The organism is Scandinavium manionii (assembly GCF_024764775.1).
GTDB classification, from domain to species: domain Bacteria; phylum Pseudomonadota; class Gammaproteobacteria; order Enterobacterales; family Enterobacteriaceae; genus Scandinavium; species Scandinavium manionii.
In genome coordinates this window covers 663,567-681,714 of the sequence record NZ_JALIGC010000040.1, presented here as the reverse complement: position 1 = coordinate 681,714, position 18,148 = coordinate 663,567, and the positions used below count along the sequence as shown (strand labels likewise).

Genomic DNA, 18,148 nt, shown 5'->3' with positions numbered 1-18,148 from the left:
TGAACGGAACAATACCACCGTTCTAACATTGTGAATGTCGGACACCCTGCGCCTTACGCTCAAAATCCCGTTTCACGATCTCCAGCGCACGCAGCACAACGTCCGGTGCAATCGCGTGTTCCTCGAGCAGCATAATCAAATCTACCGCCAGTTTGACATCGTCCGGGGCATTCTCCAGCGACATGCGTTCTCCTGTTAGCGCGTCATGCGCGCCAGTACGTTTTCAATATTCTCCAGCGCGCCGCGACAGCGTGCCAGCCGGGCGCTAAACGCCTCGACTTCCCTGGTAAGCCGTTGCTGATCCGCAAGCGTCGTGGCCTGCGCTAACTGCTGGCGTCGTTGCTGCGTCATCTCCAGCAGGCGGCGCTCAAACTCCTGATGCTGAAGCCGCTTACGCTGCCAGCGCGTCAACGCCGGGGAACCATTGTCCCACCCACGCAGCTGCCAGGCGGCACTTTCTCGGGCGATGGCTTCCAATTGAGAAACCAAATGTTCCGCCAGCCACTGCACCTGCGCAAACTGCTGCTTTTCAACTGCCAGGTGCAACGCTTTCAAATTGCCTCGCGCCTCTTCCACGCAGGCCTGTAAGAATGAACTGCGCGTACGAAAAAGCTGCCGGTCGAAGCGGGCGCCAAGAGTGGCATGAAACGCCATCGGGGCGACCTCGGTTTCGAGCCGCGACAGTTGCGTATCCAGCGATTGCAGTAACAGGTCAGTTTTCATGTTTTCTCCCTCGAAAGGACGGTGGCCTGTGCTACATTTGCCGTTATGAAACGGACCATTCTAAACATCATTGGCTGGCTGGCGGTAGTCCTTGGCACCCTGGGCGTGTTTTTACCGCTCCTGCCGACTACGCCTTTCATCCTGCTGGCGGCCTGGTGCTTTGCGCGTTCATCCCCGCGCTTTCACGACTGGCTGCTGTATCGCTCGTGGTTTGGCGGCTATCTGCGCCACTGGCAGCTGCATAAAGCGATGCCGCCAGGGGCGAAATCACGCGCCATCGTGGTCACGCTTGTGACCTTCGCATTTTCGCTGTGGTTGGTGAAGATTTTGTGGGTGCGATTTTTACTGCTGGGGATCCTCGTCTGCCTGCTGATTTTCCTGTGGCGTATTCCTGTGGTTGATGCAAAACAACAAAAATAATAATGCTGGTAATGGTTATTGCATTTCTGTTTGACTGCCAGTACATTCTGGCGTTTTCGAGCACGGGCCCAGCGGGTTAAAAGTTAATCAAGTGTAACTTGATACCGCAGAAAAGGCGCCTTGTGAGTAATACCGTTTTAATCAGGCATACACCTATGACCGCAACTGCACAGCAGCTTGAATTTCTGAAAAACAGCATCAAAAGCATCCAGGACTATCCTAAACCTGGCATTCTTTTCCGCGATGTCACCAGTTTGCTGGAAGACCCGAAAGCCTATGCGCTTAGCATTGAACTGCTGACCGAGCGTTTTAAAAACATGGGTGTCACCAAAGTGGTGGGTACCGAGGCGCGTGGCTTCCTGTTTGGTGCTCCGGTCGCGCTGGCGTTGGGCGTAGGCTTTGTACCGGTACGTAAACCGGGCAAACTGCCACGTGAAACTATCGCTGAAAGCTACGAGCTGGAATACGGCACCGATCAGCTGGAAATCCACATTGATGCCATCCAGCCGGGTGACAAAGTGCTGGTGGTCGACGATCTGCTGGCAACCGGCGGGACTATTGAAGCCACTGTGAAGCTGATCCGTCGTTTGGGTGGTGAAGTCACTGACGCCGCGTTCATCATCAATCTGTTCGATCTGGGCGGCGAACAGCGCCTGGAAAATCAGGGTATCCACTGCTACAGCCTGGTATCTTTCCCGGGCCATTGATCAGTCTATCTTATTTGCCATTTTGGCCCCGGCAGTGCTCAAAATCCTCACGTACTCTGTGTACGCTCCGGTTTTTGCGCGCTGGCCGTGACCAAACTGGCAGCAACGATAACGACTGATAAGTGAAGGCAAGACACAGCCTCGCTGATTTTGCCTGTCTATGTTAGCATTACCCTCCTGTATTCCACCTTCCAGCGTTGCAGAGCCTGCCAATGAGTTATCAGGTCTTAGCCCGAAAATGGCGACCACAAACCTTCGCTGACGTCGTCGGCCAGGAACATGTGCTGACCGCACTGGCGAACGGCCTGGCGTCCGGTCGTATCCACCATGCGTATCTGTTTTCCGGCACCCGCGGCGTAGGGAAAACCTCTATTGCCCGCCTGCTGGCGAAAGGGCTGAACTGCGAAAGCGGCATCACCGCCACGCCGTGCGGCGTGTGTGATAACTGCCGTGAAATCGAGCAGGGCCGTTTTGTCGATCTGATTGAGATCGATGCCGCCTCGCGTACCAAAGTCGAAGATACCCGTGACCTGCTGGACAACGTGCAGTACGCGCCGGCCCGCGGTCGCTTCAAGGTCTATCTGATCGATGAAGTGCACATGCTCTCGCGTCACAGCTTTAATGCGCTGTTAAAAACGCTGGAAGAGCCGCCATCGCACGTAAAATTCCTGCTGGCGACCACTGATCCGCAAAAGCTGCCGGTGACTATCCTTTCCCGCTGCCTGCAATTCCATCTGAAGGCGCTCGACGTCGATCAGATTCGTCATCAGCTGGAACATATTCTCGGCGAAGAGAAAATTGTTTCCGAAATGCGCGCCTTGCAGCTGTTGGCCCGCGCGGCCGATGGCAGCCTGCGTGACGCGCTGAGCCTCACCGATCAGGCGATTGCCAGCGGTGATGGGCAGCTGACCGCCGCCAGCGTAAGCACCATGCTCGGCACGCTCGACGACGATCAGGCGCTGTCACTGATTGAAGCGCTGGTCGGTGCCAACGGTGAGCAGGTGATGGCGCTTATCCACGAGGCCGCGTCACGCGGTATCGAATGGGAGGCGCTGTTGGTCGAAATGCAAAGCCTGCTGCACCGCATTGCGATGGTGCAGCTGTCGCCCTCGGCGCTGGGCAGCGACATGGCGCCGGTAGAGCACCGGATGCGCGAGCTGGCGCGAACCGTGCCGCCCGCCGATATTCAACTGTATTACCAGACGCTGCTGATCGGCCGCAAAGAGCTGCCGTATGCGCCTGACCGCCGTATGGGTGTCGAAATGACCCTGTTGCGCGCGCTGGCGTTCCATCCGCGCCAGCCGTTGCCGGAGCCGGAAGCCCAGCCGCAGTCTTTTGCCCCCGTCGCGCCGACGGCGGTGATGCACCCGACACAGGTTGCGCCTCAGCAAGCGACAGCCGCGCCTGCGTATCAAAGCGAAACGCTACCGGATTCTACCAGCCAGGTGCTGGCGGCCCGCAGCCAATTGCAACGCGCTCAGGGAGCACCCAAAGCAAAAAAGAGTGAACCGGCAGCCGCATCCCGCGCGCGGCCGGTGAACAATGCTGCGCTGGAGAGACTGGCCTCGGTCACGGAACGCGTGCAGGCGCGCCCATCTTCAACGGCGTTGGAAGAACAGCGCCCGCAGAAAAAAGAAGCATACCGCTGGAAGGCGACCACCATCACCGAAGTGGTGAAGGAAGAGGTCGCCACGCCGAAGGCGCTGAAGAAAGCGCTGGAGCATGAGAAAACGCCAGAGCTTGCCGCGAAACTTGCGGTTGAAGCCGTGGAGCGCGACGGCTGGGCGGCTGAAGTAAGTCAGCTTAAATTGCCTAAACTGGTAGAACAGGTCGCGCTGAATGCGTGGAAAGAGCAGAGCGGGAACAGCGTTTGCCTGCACCTGCGTCCGTCCCAGCGTCATCTGAATAACGGTGGGGCGCTCAAGGTTCTGACCGAAGCGATGAGCGAATTAACCGGCGCGCCGGTTGAACTGACCATCGTTGAAGATGATAATCCCGCGGTGCGTACGCCGCTTGAGTGGCGTCAGGCCATTTATGAAGAAAAGCTCGCGCAGGCACGCGAGGCGATTGTTGCCGATAACAACATTCAGACCCTGCGTCGTTTCTTCGATGCGGATCTGGATGAAGACAGTATTCGACCCATTTGACTGTAAGCCCGGCTTACGGTTTTACCTTTAACATGACTGACTGAGAGATAAGCCTATGTTTGGTGGAAAAGGCGGTCTGGGTAACCTGATGAAACAGGCCCAGCAGATGCAAGAAAAAATGCAGAAAGCGCAGGAAGAAATCGCTCAACTGGAAGTGACCGGTGAGTCTGGTGCGGGCCTGGTAAAGGTCACCATCAACGGTGCGCACAACTGCCGTCGCGTTGAGATCGACCCAAGTCTGCTCGAAGATGACAAAGACATGCTGGAAGATTTGGTCGCTGCCGCGTTCAACGACGCAGCACGCCGCATCGAAGAAACCCAGAAAGAGAAAATGGCCGGTGTTTCCTCAGGAATGCAGCTGCCACCAGGCTTTAAAATGCCGTTCTAATGTCATCCCACACCCTCTCCCCGGAGAGGGTGTTCTTTTTTAGCTACTCCTCGTCAAACCCCGCGTAACTCTCAGCCAGAAAATCAATTAACGCCCGCACTGCCGGAAGCTGCCCTCGTCGCGAAGGAAAGACCGCGTGAATAATTTCACGTCGCGTTCGCCACTCTGACAACAGAGGCACCAGCGTTCCTGCCGCGATCTGCTCTTTCAGCATCAACCGTGGTAGCTGCACAATGCCGACTCCGGCCAGCGCCGCACTGCGTAGCGCAATCATATCGGTGGTGATATACCGCGGCGTGTGGTGCAGGGTGACGTCCTGGTTATCCGGTCCGTATAAACACCAGCGGTAAACCTGCTGCGGCTTGCTTAAGGCGAGGCTCGGCCAGGGATGAAGATCGGCGGGTGATGTCGGGGCACCATACTGAGCAACCAGCGCCGGGCTCGCGACCAGACACATACTTCTGTCGGCCAGCTTGCGCATCACCAGATCGCTGTCTTCCAGTGGAAGCGGACGTACGCGAATGGCGATATCAACGTTTTCGTTCAGCACATCCACCTGACGGTTGGTTTCTTCCAGTTGCACTGTGACGTGGGGATAACGCGCCATAAACTGCGCGAGCATCTCGCCGATGTGCACGTGTAATAACGTAATCGGGCAGGCCAGACGAATGACGCCGCGTGGCTCGGCGCGCAGCGAATCAATTGCCTCCTGCGCCGCTTCAGCCTCAATCATCATCGCTTTGCAATGGCGGTAGAAAATCTGCCCGGCTTCGGTCACCGTGAAACTGCGCGTCGAGCGCTGGATAAGCCGCGTTTCCAGCCGCTCTTCGAGCAGTGCAATCCGGCGACTCAGGCGTGATTTTGGAATGCCAATCACTCGACTGGCCGTGGAAAATCCGCCGTTATCCACGACTTGCACGAAATACCACAGATCGTTGAGGTCCTGCATTTTCATTGTCCTGTTTATGGAACGCTGAGTTCGTTTTTTCAGTCTACCGCAGTCACTGTCTTGTGAGTAAGCTTGATCACATCGCAACAACCGCTTTGGAGCTAATGATGAAATCAATTTTAGGCGTGTACTCAGCCCCGCAGTCCCACTGGGTGGGCGATGGGTTCCCGGTGCGTTCCCTGTTCTCCTACGCAAAATTTGCCAAACAGCTTAGCCCGTTCCTGTTGATGGATTACGCGGGCCCGGCAGATTTTAAACCGAGCAACAAAGGCCAGCGTGGCGTAGATGTACATCCGCACCGCGGTTTTGAAACGGTCACTATTGTCTACAAAGGCGAAGTGGCGCACCGCGACTCAACCGGCAGCGGTGGGGTGATTGGCCCAGGCGACGTGCAGTGGATGACTGCCGGAAGCGGCATTTTGCATGAAGAGTTTCACTCTCCGGCCTTCAGTGAGAAGGGCGGTACGCTGGAAATGGTCCAGCTGTGGGTGAACCTCCCGGCGAAGGATAAATCCACGCCAGCGGCGTATCAGTCGATAACCGACGGCGATATTCCGCAGGTGGCGTTGCCGGATAATGCCGGTCTGGCGCGGGTGATTGCCGGTGAACTGGACGGCCATAAAGGCCCGGCGAAAACCTTCTCGCCGATGCGCATTCTTGATTTGCGCCTCAATGCCCATAGCACGACCACGCTGACGCTGCCTGATGGCTGGAACACTGCGCTGGTAGTGCTGAAAGGTACGGTGCAGGTGAATGGTCAGGAAATTGCGCGGGAAGCGCAACTGGTCGTACTGGATGCGAAAGGCGAAAGCGTGACGCTTGAATCCAACAACGACGCTACGGTGCTGCTGCTTAGCGGCGAACCGCTGAATGAGCCGGTAGTGGGCTATGGCCCGTTCGTGATGAATACCCGGGAAGAAATCAACCAGGCTATCGACGACTTCAACCAAGGACGATTCGGCCAGCAGGCCGAGTAAACGTTAACGGCTACCAGCCCGGTAGCCGTTCATTTTCAATCAGATGGAGAACACAATCATGACCCCTGCAAATTTTAACGGCCAAAAGCCAATGATCGACCCGAACGACGCGGTGCTGCTGCTGATCGACCACCAGAGCGGCCTGTTCCAGTTAGTCCACGATATGCCGATGACCACGCTGCGCACCCACGCCACGGTGCTCGCCAAAATGGCGACGCTGGCGAAAATCCCGGTCATCACCACTGCGTCCGTGCCGCAAGGCCCGAACGGACCGCTGATCCCAGAGATCCATAAGTATGCGCCGCACGCGCAGTACGTGCCGCGTAAAGGTGAAATTAACGCCTGGGATAACCCGGAGTTTGTGGCGGCGGTGAAAGCGACCGGTCGCAGCACCCTGATTATCGCCGGGACCGTCACCAGCGTATGCATGGCTTTCCCGGCGATCAGCGCAGTGGCAGACGGCTTTAAAGTTTTCGCGGTGATTGATGCGTCCGGGACGTATTCCAAAATGGCCCAGGAAATCAGCCTCGCGCGAGTGGTGCAGGCCGGTGTGGTTCCGCTGGATATGGCGGCGGTGACCGCGGAAATTCAGCACACCTGGAACCGTGATGATGCAATGGAATGGGCCAACCTGTGGTCGGGTGTGTTCACCGAATATCCTCTGCTGATGGAAAGCTATCAGAAGGCACAGGACGTGGTGACGAATCAGGAAACACTGGATTCGCAGCGCGCCTGAGTCATCGTCTCTGCGCGAGGGATCGCACAGAGACGTATCTTTTTCTATACCCGTCGCTGGGGCTAATGTTAGGCTATGGCCCACTCTTTTTTTAGAAGTCTGAGCAATGCAAACCAGTCCTTTACTTACCGCCCTTATGGAATCCCTCCGCTGCCTGCCAGGCGTGGGTCCGAAGTCTGCCCAACGCATGGCGTTTACCTTGTTACAACGCGATCGTAGCGGTGGAATGCGCCTGGCGCAGGCGCTGACTCGGGCAATGTCTGAAATTGGCCACTGCGCTGATTGCCGGACCTTCACCGAGCAGGACGTGTGTAACATTTGCTCGAACCCGCGTCGTCAGGAAAACGGCCAGCTTTGTGTGGTCGAGAGTCCAGCGGATATCTACGCCATCGAACAAACCGGGCAGTTCTCCGGGCGTTACTTCGTGCTGATGGGCCATTTGTCACCACTCGACGGTATCGGCCCGGATGACATCGGCCTCGACAGGCTCGAAGAGCGTTTGAGCAGCGAACAGATGAAAGAGGTGATCCTCGCCACCAACCCGACGGTGGAAGGGGAGGCGACCGCCAACTACATCGCTGAACTTTGCGGGCAATATGGCGTAGAAGCCAGCCGTATCGCGCACGGCGTGCCGGTCGGCGGCGAACTGGAAATGGTCGATGGCACCACGCTGTCGCACTCCCTTGCCGGCCGCCACAAGATTCGTTTTTAACCAATCGGGAGGACAATCGCGTTCTCTCGCTTGAAAAGTTCCGCCCTCAGCCCCATCTCCCCCTCAACGCTTTTTTATTCTATTTAATTGGCATTGAGGAATTTTCCGATGAAAGGACAAGAAACTCGCGGTTTCCAGTCAGAAGTGAAACAGCTTCTGCACCTGATGATCCACTCGCTCTACTCCAATAAAGAAATTTTCCTGCGCGAGCTGATTTCTAACGCCTCCGATGCGGCGGATAAGCTGCGTTTTCGCGCGTTGTCTGACGCCTCCCTGTATGAAGGTGAGGGCGAACTGCGCGTGCGCGTTTCGTTCGATCAGGAAAAACGCACCCTGACTATCGCCGATAACGGTATTGGCATGAACCGCGACGACGTGGTTGATCACCTCGGTACCATCGCCAAATCCGGCACCAAAGCCTTCCTGCAATCCATGGGCTCCGACCAGGCAAAAGACAGCCAGCTGATCGGTCAGTTCGGCGTCGGCTTCTACTCGGCGTTCATCGTGGCGGATAAAGTCACTGTGCGCACCCGTGCGGCAGGCGACAGCGCCGAGAACGGCGTGTTCTGGGAATCCGAAGGCGAAGGTGAATACACCGTGGCCGACATTACCAAAGCCGATCGCGGCACCGAAATCACCCTGCATCTGCGCGAAGGCGAAGACGATTTCCTCAACGACTGGCGTGTGCGCTCTATCATCAGCAAATACTCCGATCACATCGCACTGCCGGTTGAGATTGAGAAAACCGAAGAGGTTGACGGCGAAACCGTTGTGTCATGGGAAAAAATCAACAAAGCCCAGGCGCTGTGGACGCGCAACAAGTCTGAAATCAAAGACGACGAATACAACGAATTCTACAAACACATCGCCCACGACTTTACCGACCCGCTGGCCTGGAGCCACAACCGCGTGGAAGGTAAGCAGGAATACACCAGCCTGCTGTACATCCCGGCGCAGGCCCCGTGGGATATGTGGAACCGTGACCATAAGCACGGCCTGAAACTGTACGTGCAGCGCGTGTTCATCATGGACGAAGCCGAGCAGTTCATGCCGAACTACCTGCGCTTTATCCGTGGCCTGATTGATTCCAGCGATCTGCCGCTGAACGTTTCCCGAGAAATCCTGCAGGACAGCACTGTCACCCGCAACCTGCGTACTGCGCTGAGTAAGCGTGCGTTGCAGATGCTGGAAAAACTGGCGAAAGACGACGCTGAAAAATACCAGACCTTCTGGAAGCAGTTCGGCCTGGTGCTGAAAGAAGGCCCGGCGGAAGATAACGCCAACCAGCAGACTATCGCCAAACTGCTGCGCTTCGCGTCTACCCATACCGATTCTTCCGAGCAGACCGTGTCGCTGGAAGAGTATGTCTCCCGCATGAAAGAAGGGCAGGAGAAGATTTATTACATCACCGCTGATAGCTACGCCGCGGCGAAGAGCAGCCCGCATCTGGAACTGCTGCGTAAGAAAGGCATCGAAGTGTTGCTGTTGTCCGATCGCATCGACGAATGGATGATGAGCTACCTGACCGAGTTTGACGGCAAAGCATTCCAGTCGGTGGCAAAAGCCGACGAGTCGCTGGATAAGCTGACAGACGACGTGGATGACAGCACCAAAGAAGCGGAAAAAGCGCTGGAGCCGTTCGTTGACCGCGTGAAAACCCTGCTGGGCGAGCGCGTGAAAGAGGTGCGTCTGACCCACCGTCTGACCGACACGCCAGCGATTGTCACCACCGAAGCCGACGAGATGAGCACCCAGATGGCGAAATTGTTTGCGGCGGCGGGCCAGAGCGTACCGGAAGTGAAGTACATCTTTGAACTGAATCCGGATCACACGCTGGTAAAACGTGCGGCTGATACGCAGGATGACGGCAAGTTTGGCGAGTGGGTTGAACTGCTGCTGGATCAGGCGCTCTTTGCCGAGCGCGGCACGCTGGAAGATCCAAACCTGTTTATCAAACGAATGAACCAGTTACTGGTTTCTTAATCGATAAACCATTCTCTGCGTAGGCCCGGCAAGCCACGCGCCGCCGGGCAATGATGTTTGATGCCCGGTGGCGCAAAGCTTACCGGGCCTACTTGTTTTTTGAGCACAGGGATCCTGACCAGACCCGAATAAATCCCGCCGTTAACCGTTTCAGCCTGCCCGCCTTCCTTGAGCGAGCCGCCGTCTGGTGGTATCGTTTAGCGCTTTTGAAAATTGAAACGACATTTGAGGGGATTTTCGCGATGCGTATTATTCTGCTTGGCGCTCCGGGCGCGGGTAAAGGAACTCAGGCGCAGTTCATCATGGAGAAGTACGGTATTCCGCAAATCTCCACCGGTGACATGCTGCGTGCCGCAGTGAAGTCAGGCTCTGAGCTCGGCAAACAGGCGAAAGACATCATGGACGCTGGCAAGCTGGTGACGGATGAACTGGTTATCGCCCTGGTGAAAGAGCGCATTGCGCAAGAAGACTGCCGTAACGGCTTCCTGCTCGACGGCTTCCCACGCACCATTCCGCAGGCTGATGCCATGAAAGAAGCGGGCATCAACGTGGATTACGTGCTGGAGTTCGCAGTACCGGACGAGCTGATCGTTGACCGCATCATCGGTCGTCGCGTACACGCCGCTTCTGGCCGCGTTTACCACATCAAATTCAATCCACCGAAAGTGGAAGGGAAAGATGATGTGACCGGCGAAGAGCTGACCACCCGTAAAGACGATCAGGAAGAAACCGTGCGTAAGCGCCTGGTGGAATACCATCAGATGACCGCGCCGCTGATCGGCTACTACTCCAAAGAAGCGCAGGCTGGCAACACTAAGTATGCCAAAGTTGACGGCACCCAAGCCGTGGCTGACGTTCGCGCTGAACTGGCTAAAATCCTCGGTTAATCCGTTGGATCTCTCACCCGGCTCCCGGGTGAGAAAATTTCTCATCTTACCTCTCACACCAATAGATACTTCTCTGCGCCGTTTCGGCTACAATTATCAGCCATTTAACGACTAAGAGGCGGCAATGCGTCAGACGAAAACCGGCATTCTGTTAGCTAACCTCGGCACGCCCGATGCACCCACCCCGCAAGCGGTTAAACGCTATCTGCGCCAGTTCCTTAGCGACTCACGCGTCGTCGATACTCCGCGCGCCCTGTGGTGGCCGATTTTGCGCGGCGTTATTCTGCCGCTGCGCTCACCGCGTGTGGCGAAACTCTATCAGTCCGTGTGGATGGACGAAGGCTCGCCGTTGATGGTGTACAGCCGTCAGCAGCAGCAGGCGCTGGCTAAGCGCTTACCGGACACGCCGGTAGTGCTCGGCATGAGCTACGGCTCGCCATCGCTGGCAAGCGCGGTGGAAGAGCTGTTGAGCCATAACGTCGATCACATTGTCGTCCTGCCGCTGTACCCACAGTATTCCTGTTCGACCGTCGCGGCGGTGTGGGATGAACTGGCCCGAATTTTAGCTACCAAACGTTACATTCCCGGCGTCTCGTTTATTCGTGATTACGCCGACGATGACGACTACATCCAGGCGCTGGTCAGCAGCGCAAAAGCCTCGTTTGCCGAACACGGTGAGCCGGACGTGCTGCTGCTCTCCTATCACGGCATTCCGCAGCGCTACGCTGACGAAGGCGATGACTATCCGCAGCGCTGCCGCGATACCACCCGCGAGCTGGCTTCGGCCCTCGACATTTCACCTGACAAAGTGATGATGACCTACCAGTCGCGTTTTGGCCGTGAACCGTGGCTAACGCCGTACACTGACGCCACGCTGAAAATGCTCGGTGAGAAAGGTGTGCAGCATGTGCAAGTGATGTGTCCGGGCTTTTCGGCTGATTGTCTGGAAACCCTGGAAGAAATCGCAGTGCAGAACAAAGAGTTCTTCCTGGAAGCCGGTGGCAAAAAGTATGAATATATTCCTGCGCTAAATGCTTCGGCTGAACACATTGAAATGATGGTCAATCTGACCGCTCCCCACCGCTAGGCCCGCAGTCAGAGAGCGAACGGGCGGAGAATATGCTACTATTCTCCGCTTATTCACAGCCACCTGACTGCATCCCATGAAATTTCCCGGTAAACGCAAATCCAAACATTACTTCCCCGTAAACGCCCGCGACCCGCTGTTGCAGCAGATCCAGCCTGAAACTGAAAACAGTGCTTCATGGGTGGTCGGTATCGATCAGACGCTGGTGGATATCGAAGCCAAAGTGGATGACGGGTTTGTCGCCCGTTACGGCCTGAGCAGCGGTCATTCGCTGGTGATCGAAGACGATGTAGCGGAAGCGCTTTATCAGGAACTGGTGAGTAAGGACTTGATTACTCATCAGTTTGCCGGCGGAACCATCGGCAACACCATGCACAACTACTCGGTGCTGGCCGACGACCGTTCGATCCTGCTCGGCGTGATGTGCAGCAACATCGAAATCGGCGGCTACGCCTATCGTTATCTCTGCAACACCTCCAGCCGCACCGACCTTAACTACCTGCAGGGCGTAGATGGCCCAATTGGCCGCTGTTTCACGCTTATCAGCGACAGCGGCGAGCGCACCTTTGCGATTAGCCCCGGCCACATGAACCGGCTGCACGCAGAAAGCATTCCGGAAGAGGTGATTGCGGGCGCTTCGGCGCTGGTGCTGACCTCATATCTGGTGCGCTGCAAGCCCGGCGAACCGATGCGTGATGCGACCATGAAAGCGGTGGAATACGCCAAAAAGCATGACGTGCCGGTGGTGCTGACGCTGGGAACCAAATACGTCATTGCCGACGATCCTGCCTGGTGGCAGTCTTTCCTCAAAGAAAACGTCTCGATTCTGGCGATGAACGAAGAAGAAGCCGAAGCGTTGACCGGCATTGCCGACCCGCTGCTGGCGTCTGACAAAGCGCTGGATTGGGTCGATTTAGTGCTCTGCACCGCAGGCCCGGTTGGGCTGTACATGGCGGGCTTCACCGAAGAAGAGAAAAAGCGTCTGACACAGCATCCGCTGCTGCCGGGGGCGATTGCCGAATTTAACCAGTATGAATTCAGCCGTGCGATGCGTCACAAAGACTGTCAGCAGCCGTTGCGTATTTACTCCCACATCGCCCCGTACATGGGCGGTCCGGAGAAAATCATGAACACCAATGGTGCGGGCGACGGCGCGCTGGCGGCGTTGCTGCATGACATCACGGCGAATAATTTCCACCGCAGCAACGTACCGAACTCCAGCAAACACGCGTTCACATGGCTGACTTATTCCTCGCTGGCGCAGGTGTGTAAATACGCCAATCGCGTGAGTTATCAGGTGCTGAACCAGCATTCTCCGCGTCTGACGCGGGGGCTACCGGAGCGGGAAGACAGTCTGGAAGAGTCTTACTGGGATCGGTAAGCAATGTAGGTCGTGTAGGCCCGACAAGCAACGCGCCGTCGGGCATTTACGTTAGACAGCCGGTGGGCTGACCGTGTCTACGGGGCCTTATCCCGTTACCGCTTCGTCCACTGCCGGTTTCTCCAGCAGCGTCAGCATCGTATTGGCAATCTCACGCTCGCCCATCACTACTTTGTTCGCGCCACGCTCGGTGATGTAATCCACCTCATCGTCGTAATGCGCGCGGGCAATAATCTCAATGGTCGGGCATTTTTCTCTGGCCGACGCGACAATCTCGCCCGCCTCGTAGCCATTCGGAATCGTCAGCAGTAGCCAGCGCGCGCAATCAAGATGCGCCAGATTCATAATCTCTTCACTCGCCGCATTGCCTAGCACCGCCCGAATGCCGCGCTCGCGCAGTTCATCGACCCGGGTACGTGATGTTTCAATCACCACCAGTGGAATGCCCTGGGCCATCAGCTTCTCGCCCAGCAGGCTTCCGACGCGGCCAAAGCCAACCAGCAGCGCATGATTACAGATATCCACCGGGATCTGCTTTTCATCCTCAATCGCTTCTTCGAGGGTCTGTTCGTCGAGGGTTTCGGTTTTATCGAGGTATTTTTCCAGCAACGCAAACAGCACCGGATTGAGCATAATCGACAGGATTGCACCCGCCAGCACCAGATTCTGTCCGGCCTGTGGCAGCAGCCCCAGCGCCATACCGAGGCCGGCAAGAATGAATGCGAATTCACCGATCTGCGCCAGGCTCGCGGCAATGGTTAAGGCGGTGCGCTGCGAATGCCCGAACAGGCGAACCAGCGCAAACGCGGCGACCGACTTACCGAAGACGATAATTGCCAGCGTGCCGAGTACCGCCAGCGGCTGCTCGATAAGCACCATCGGGTCGAACAACATCCCGACGGAGACAAAGAACAGCACCGCGAAGGCATCGCGCAGCGGCAGTGTATCGTGCGCGGCGCGATGACTGAGTTCAGATTCGTTGAGCACCATACCGGCGAAAAATGCGCCGAGGGCGAAGGAGACGTCGAACAGCTCAACCGCGCCAAAGGCAATGCCCAGCGCCAGTGCCAGCACCGACAGGGTGAACAGTTCTCGAGAACCGGTGGCAGCGCTGCGAGCTAAAATCCACGGTACCAGACGGCGGCCTACCAGCAGCATCACGGCGATAAAGGCGATAACTTTGCCGATGGTCAGACTTAAGTCGAGCGCCAGCGTAGCGAAGCCCACGTCGCCTTGCTCAGTCATGCTGGCAATCGCAGGCAGCATCACCAGCGTCAGCACCATCACCAGATCTTCGACAATCAGCCAGCCAATGGCAATTTGCCCTCGCTGGCTGTCGACCAGTTGCCTCTCTTCAAGCGCGCGTAGCAGCACCACGGTACTGGCGGTAGAGAGACACAGGCCAAAGACGATGCCGGTCATCAGCGACCAGCCTAATCCTGCTGAAAGCCCCATACCCAGCAGCGTGGCGACCGCAATTTGTGCAATAGCGCCGGGAATGGCGATGGTCTTTACCGCCATCAAATCCTTCAGCGAGAAATGCAGTCCCACGCCGAACATCAGCAAAATTACGCCGAGTTCCGCCAGTTCAGGGGCAAGTTTGGTATCGGCCACGAAGCCGGGGGTAAAGGGTCCTGACAGCACGCCGGCCAATAAATAGCCCACCAGAGGAGAAATACGCAGCTTGTTGGCGATCATGCCGAAGATAAAGGCGAGGACGAGCCCCCCTACAATGGTGGTGATTAGCGGTGTCGCGTGATGCATTCCGTCTCCTTTCGTGGCTGCTGGGTTCCATTTCTGGCCTAAAAAAGCCAAAAAACCGAGTAATAGTTTATGACAATTTCAACCATTCTGTTTATGAATAATTGTTGAATTTATAATAAAAAAGGAATTTGACGTAAAAAGCACCCAGATGGGAAAAGAAAGGGACTCATGAGAGGAGAGGACTGATAAACCTTAGGGAAATGGCCGTCAAAGTTTCAATCTGACGGCCAGAAAATCAGGCTTTATGACGATTGTCAGGCAGGAATATGGTCAACATCCCCAGTAATGGCAGGAAAGCACAGATTTTATAGACTTCTTCGATGCTGGTATGGTCGGCAACCACCCCCAGAACTGCGGCCCCAAGGCCACCCATCCCGAATGCGAAGCCGAAGAATAGCCCAGAAACCATGCCGATTCTGCCCGGTAACAGCTCCTGAGCGTACACCAGGATGGCGGAAAACGCCGAGGCGAGGATAAATCCAATGATCACCGTTAAAATCCCGGTCCATTCCAGTGTTGCGTAAGGTAAAATTAGCGTAAACGGCGCAACGCCAAGGATAGAACCCCAAATTACGTATTTACGTCCGATCTTATCACCGACAGGCCCGCCAATCACGGTCCCAGCCGCCACCGCGAACAGGAAGGCAAACAGATGAAACTGCGCATTCTGGATCGATAATCCGAATTTATGCATCAGATAAAAGGTGTAATAGCTGCTAATACTCGCCATATAGAAGTATTTCGAGAATATCAGCAGCAACAGGACGCTCACAGCCAGTATGACTTTGTTGCGCGGCAGCGGATTAACAATTTTCGCGACCGGTTTGCCCTTGTTTATCCGGTGCTGAGCGGCGTACCAGCGGCTGATCTGTGCCAGAACCACAATCGCCAGCAGCGCGGCAAGCACGAACCACGCCACGTTCCCTTTGCCGTAGGGCGCGATAATCAGTGCCGCCAGCAAGGGACCCAGCGAGCTACCGAAGTTGCCACCGACCTGGAACAGAGACTGCGCCAGGCCATGACGCCCACCGGAGGCCATGCGCGCCACGCGGGAAGATTCCGGATGGAACACCGATGAACCGGTCCCGACCAACGCCGCCGCAAGTACCACGGCTTCAAAACTGCCCGCCATCGCCAGCAGCACCAGCCCGCTCAGGGTAAAGCACATGCCAATCGGCAGCGACCACGGCATCGGGTATTTATCGGTCCAGTAGCCGACCACCGGCTGCAATAGCGAAGAGGTTAGCTGGAAGGTCAGGGTTATCATCCCGATCTGCACGAAGGTCAGAGAGAACTCCGATTGCAGCAGAGGGTAAATCGCCAGGATAAGCGACTGGATCATATCGTTTAGCAGATGGGAAAGGCTGATTGCGCCCAGAATGCCAAAGGAGGTTCTGGCCTTTTGCGGTGGCGCAGACGGGCCTGACAGCGTCGGACTGGTTTCACTGATTGCCATAGATTTCACTTAAGTAGTTGATTGCGACGTTGGGGAAAATCGACTCTGTAATAATTATCAGACTAAGATAACGGTGTCGGACGTTTGAAGAAAGTCTCAATTCTGAAAACATATTTGTCTATGCTTGTTACTCATTGTAATTTCTGCACTTGTCATTTAGTCAGGGAGAGAGTCATGAAATGTTTGAAACGCGGTGTGGCGCTGGCAATGCTGGCAGCATGGTCGCTGACCAGCCTGCAAGTGCAGGCGTATGAGCAGGATAAAACCTACAAAATCACCATCCTGCATACCAACGACCACCACGGCCATTTCTGGCGCAGTGAATACGGAGAATACGGCCTGGCGGCGCAAAAGACGCTGGTGGACGGTATTAGGAGAGAAGTGGCAGCTGAAGGCGGCAGCGTGCTGCTGCTGTCGGGCGGTGATATCAACACCGGCGTACCGGAATCTGATTTGCAGGATGCTGAGCCCGATTTCCGCGGTATGAATCTGGTCGGCTACGACGCGATGGCGGTCGGCAATCATGAGTTCGACAATCCGCTGTCGGTGCTGCGTCAGCAGGAAAAATGGTCTAAGTTCCCATTCCTGTCCGCCAATATTTACCAGAAAAGCACCGGCGAACGCCTGTTCAAACCGTGGGCGCTGTTTAACCGTCAGGGACTGAAAATTGCGGTGATTGGCTTAACCACCGACGACACCGCTAAAATTGGTAACCCGGAAAACTTCACCGATATCGAATTCCGTAATCCGGCTGAAGAAGCGAAGCTGGTGATTCAGGAGCTGCAGCAAACGCAGAAACCGGACGTCATCCTGGCCGCCACCCATATGGGCCACTATGACAACGGCAATCATGGCTCGAACGCACCAGGTGATGTGGAAATGGCGCGCAGCCTGCCAGCCGGTTCATTAGCGATGATTGTGGGTGGTCACTCACAGGACCCGGTCTGCATGGCGTCAGAGAATAAAAAGCAGGTCGATTACGTGCCGGGCACACCGTGCGCGCCGGATAAGCAAAACGGCATCTGGATTGTGCAAGCCCATGAATGGGGCAAATACGTGGGCCGCGCAGATTTCGAATTCCGCAATGGCGAGATGAAGCTGGTGCATTATCAGCTTATCCCGGTCAACCTGAAGAAAAAGGTGACCTACGATAACGGGCAAAGTGAGCGCGTACTTTATACCCCGCAGATCCCGGAAAACCCGCAGATGCTCTCGCTGCTGACGCCGTTCCAGAATAAAGGTAAAGCACAGCTGGGCGTGAAAGTGGGTGACGTGAATGGCCATCTTGAAGGCGATCGCAGCAAAGTGCGTTTCGTGCAAACCAATATGGGGCATCTGATTTTGGCGGCGCAAATGGCGCGCACTAACGCTGATTTTGCGGTAATGAGCGGCGGCGGGATCCGCGATTCCATCGAAGCGGGCAAAATCACTTACAAAGACGTGCTGAAAGTGCAGCCGTTCGGCAACGTGGTGGTGTATGTCGACATGACTGGCAAAGACGTGACGGATTATCTGACGGCGGTCGCGCAGATGAAGCCGGATTCAGGGGCATATCCGCAGTTTGCAAACGTCAGTTTTGTGGCGAAAGGCGGTCAGCTGAACGACCTGAAAATCAAAGGCGAGCCGATTGACCCGAACAAAACCTACCGTATGGCGACGCTGAGTTTTAACGCCACTGGCGGTGATGGTTATCCGCATATCGACAGCAAACCTGGCTATGTGAATACCGGGTTTATCGATGCCGAAGTGCTGAAACAATATGTTGAGCAGAACTCACCGCTAGATGTGAATGCTTATGAACCGAAAGGGGAAGTGAGCTGGCAGTAAGTTG

17 protein-coding genes and 1 other annotated feature are annotated in these 18,148 nt (G+C 56.0%); of the genes, 12 read left to right on the top strand and 5 right to left on the bottom strand.

The window, feature by feature from the left end; translation table 11 throughout:
* Nucleotides 1-22: 22 nt before the first annotated feature.
* Both rsmS and priC read right to left on the bottom strand, forming a co-directional pair.
* Entirely contained in the window at nucleotides 23-184 is a 162-nt protein-coding gene (gene rsmS, locus MUU51_RS20965; protein ID WP_159772780.1) for a pleiotropic regulatory protein RsmS, read from the bottom strand.
* An 11-nt stretch (nucleotides 185-195) separates the two neighbouring features.
* On the bottom strand, nucleotides 196-723 hold the full coding sequence (gene priC / locus MUU51_RS20960) for a primosomal replication protein N'' (RefSeq protein ID WP_159772783.1): 528 nt from the start codon (nucleotides 721-723) through the stop codon (nucleotides 196-198).
* A gap of 45 nt (nucleotides 724-768) precedes the next feature.
* Here priC and MUU51_RS20955 point away from each other — a divergent pair, with 45 nt between their 5' ends.
* The 4 genes from MUU51_RS20955 (at nucleotide 769) to MUU51_RS20940 (ending at nucleotide 4,385) form a co-directional block, all read left to right on the top strand.
* Nucleotides 769-1,143, top strand: a complete 375-nt coding sequence (locus tag MUU51_RS20955) for a DUF454 family protein (RefSeq protein WP_159772787.1) — start codon at nucleotides 769-771, stop codon at nucleotides 1,141-1,143.
* 155 nt (nucleotides 1,144-1,298) lie between these two features.
* The gene (gene apt / locus MUU51_RS20950; protein WP_159772790.1) at nucleotides 1,299-1,850 is read left to right on the top strand and encodes an adenine phosphoribosyltransferase; all 552 of its coding nucleotides are present in this window, start codon (nucleotides 1,299-1,301) and stop codon (nucleotides 1,848-1,850) included.
* Nucleotides 1,851-2,062: 212 nt separating this feature from the next.
* Nucleotides 2,063-3,997 (top strand): DNA polymerase III subunit gamma/tau, encoded by a 1,935-nt coding sequence (gene dnaX / locus MUU51_RS20945; RefSeq protein ID WP_159772793.1) that lies wholly within the window; start codon nucleotides 2,063-2,065, stop codon nucleotides 3,995-3,997.
* Nucleotides 3,327-3,391, top strand: a sequence feature (DnaX frameshifting element). Its footprint overlaps the gene before it by 65 nt.
* Before the next feature lie 55 nt (nucleotides 3,998-4,052).
* A complete protein-coding gene (locus MUU51_RS20940) occupies nucleotides 4,053-4,385 on the top strand; it encodes a YbaB/EbfC family nucleoid-associated protein (RefSeq protein ID WP_110511710.1) in 333 nt (110 codons plus the stop codon).
* Nucleotides 4,386-4,428: 43 nt separating this feature from the next.
* Here the strand turns inward: MUU51_RS20940 and MUU51_RS20935 are convergent, their stop codons facing one another.
* Nucleotides 4,429-5,340 (bottom strand): LysR family transcriptional regulator, encoded by a 912-nt coding sequence (locus tag MUU51_RS20935; RefSeq protein WP_258968528.1) that lies wholly within the window; start codon nucleotides 5,338-5,340, stop codon nucleotides 4,429-4,431.
* 101 nt (nucleotides 5,341-5,441) lie between these two features.
* Here MUU51_RS20935 and MUU51_RS20930 point away from each other — a divergent pair, with 101 nt between their 5' ends.
* From MUU51_RS20930 to MUU51_RS20900, 7 genes are all read left to right on the top strand, one after another.
* Entirely contained in the window at nucleotides 5,442-6,311 is an 870-nt protein-coding gene (locus MUU51_RS20930) for a pirin family protein (RefSeq protein ID WP_159773180.1), read from the top strand.
* Nucleotides 6,312-6,366: 55 nt separating this feature from the next.
* Nucleotides 6,367-7,047, top strand: a complete 681-nt coding sequence (locus MUU51_RS20925) for an isochorismatase family protein (RefSeq protein WP_159753489.1) — start codon at nucleotides 6,367-6,369, stop codon at nucleotides 7,045-7,047.
* A gap of 106 nt (nucleotides 7,048-7,153) precedes the next feature.
* Complete coding sequence (gene recR / locus MUU51_RS20920) at nucleotides 7,154-7,759, top strand: recombination mediator RecR (RefSeq protein WP_110511713.1); 606 nt, start codon at nucleotides 7,154-7,156, stop codon at nucleotides 7,757-7,759.
* Between the two features lie 108 nt (nucleotides 7,760-7,867).
* Nucleotides 7,868-9,742, top strand: a complete 1,875-nt coding sequence (htpG, locus tag MUU51_RS20915) for a molecular chaperone HtpG (protein WP_258968527.1) — start codon at nucleotides 7,868-7,870, stop codon at nucleotides 9,740-9,742.
* 242 nt (nucleotides 9,743-9,984) lie between these two features.
* A complete protein-coding gene (gene adk, locus MUU51_RS20910; protein WP_110511746.1) occupies nucleotides 9,985-10,629 on the top strand; it encodes an adenylate kinase in 645 nt (214 codons plus the stop codon).
* A 124-nt stretch (nucleotides 10,630-10,753) separates the two neighbouring features.
* Nucleotides 10,754-11,716, top strand: a complete 963-nt coding sequence (gene hemH, locus MUU51_RS20905) for a ferrochelatase (RefSeq protein WP_258968526.1) — start codon at nucleotides 10,754-10,756, stop codon at nucleotides 11,714-11,716.
* A gap of 76 nt (nucleotides 11,717-11,792) precedes the next feature.
* Nucleotides 11,793-13,097 carry an inosine/guanosine kinase gene (locus MUU51_RS20900; protein WP_258968525.1) on the top strand — a complete coding sequence of 435 codons (1,305 nt, stop codon included), beginning with the start codon at nucleotides 11,793-11,795 and terminating at the stop codon, nucleotides 13,095-13,097.
* Nucleotides 13,098-13,184: 87 nt separating this feature from the next.
* On the opposite strand, the gene ybaL is transcribed toward MUU51_RS20900, so the two are convergent.
* Together ybaL and MUU51_RS20890 are read right to left on the bottom strand one after the other, a co-directional pair.
* Complete coding sequence (gene ybaL, locus MUU51_RS20895) at nucleotides 13,185-14,861, bottom strand: YbaL family putative K(+) efflux transporter (protein WP_159772808.1); 1,677 nt, start codon at nucleotides 14,859-14,861, stop codon at nucleotides 13,185-13,187.
* Nucleotides 14,862-15,096: 235 nt separating this feature from the next.
* The gene (locus MUU51_RS20890) at nucleotides 15,097-16,317 is read right to left on the bottom strand and encodes an MFS transporter (RefSeq protein ID WP_159772811.1); all 1,221 of its coding nucleotides are present in this window, start codon (nucleotides 16,315-16,317) and stop codon (nucleotides 15,097-15,099) included.
* A 174-nt stretch (nucleotides 16,318-16,491) separates the two neighbouring features.
* Here MUU51_RS20890 and ushA point away from each other — a divergent pair, with 174 nt between their 5' ends.
* Nucleotides 16,492-18,144: a bifunctional UDP-sugar hydrolase/5'-nucleotidase UshA gene (gene ushA, locus MUU51_RS20885; RefSeq protein ID WP_159772814.1), complete on the top strand. Its 1,653-nt coding sequence runs from the start codon at nucleotides 16,492-16,494 to the stop codon at nucleotides 18,142-18,144.
* Nucleotides 18,145-18,148: the final 4 nt, after the last annotated feature.

Excerpts from the sequence above, each read along its gene's own strand:
- htpG (WP_258968527.1), top strand. The coding sequence starts at position 7,868 with ATGAAAGGACAAGAAACTCGCGGTTTCCAGTCAGAAGTGAAACAGCTT.
- MUU51_RS20955 (WP_159772787.1), top strand. The coding sequence starts at position 769 with ATGAAACGGACCATTCTAAACATCATTGGCTGGCTGGCGGTAGTCCTT.
- MUU51_RS20890 (WP_159772811.1), bottom strand. The coding sequence starts at position 16,317 with ATGGCAATCAGTGAAACCAGTCCGACGCTGTCAGGCCCGTCTGCGCCA.
- ybaL (WP_159772808.1), bottom strand. The coding sequence starts at position 14,861 with ATGCATCACGCGACACCGCTAATCACCACCATTGTAGGGGGGCTCGTC.
- adk (WP_110511746.1), top strand. The coding sequence starts at position 9,985 with ATGCGTATTATTCTGCTTGGCGCTCCGGGCGCGGGTAAAGGAACTCAG.
- MUU51_RS20935 (WP_258968528.1), bottom strand. The coding sequence starts at position 5,340 with ATGAAAATGCAGGACCTCAACGATCTGTGGTATTTCGTGCAAGTCGTG.
- dnaX (WP_159772793.1), top strand. The coding sequence starts at position 2,063 with ATGAGTTATCAGGTCTTAGCCCGAAAATGGCGACCACAAACCTTCGCT.
- recR (WP_110511713.1), top strand. The coding sequence starts at position 7,154 with ATGCAAACCAGTCCTTTACTTACCGCCCTTATGGAATCCCTCCGCTGC.
- ushA (WP_159772814.1), top strand. The coding sequence starts at position 16,492 with ATGAAATGTTTGAAACGCGGTGTGGCGCTGGCAATGCTGGCAGCATGG.
- MUU51_RS20930 (WP_159773180.1), top strand. The coding sequence starts at position 5,442 with ATGAAATCAATTTTAGGCGTGTACTCAGCCCCGCAGTCCCACTGGGTG.
- priC (WP_159772783.1), bottom strand. The coding sequence starts at position 723 with ATGAAAACTGACCTGTTACTGCAATCGCTGGATACGCAACTGTCGCGG.
- apt (WP_159772790.1), top strand. The coding sequence starts at position 1,299 with ATGACCGCAACTGCACAGCAGCTTGAATTTCTGAAAAACAGCATCAAA.
- hemH (WP_258968526.1), top strand. The coding sequence starts at position 10,754 with ATGCGTCAGACGAAAACCGGCATTCTGTTAGCTAACCTCGGCACGCCC.
- MUU51_RS20900 (WP_258968525.1), top strand. The coding sequence starts at position 11,793 with ATGAAATTTCCCGGTAAACGCAAATCCAAACATTACTTCCCCGTAAAC.
- rsmS (WP_159772780.1), bottom strand. The coding sequence starts at position 184 with ATGTCGCTGGAGAATGCCCCGGACGATGTCAAACTGGCGGTAGATTTG.
- MUU51_RS20940 (WP_110511710.1), top strand. The coding sequence starts at position 4,053 with ATGTTTGGTGGAAAAGGCGGTCTGGGTAACCTGATGAAACAGGCCCAG.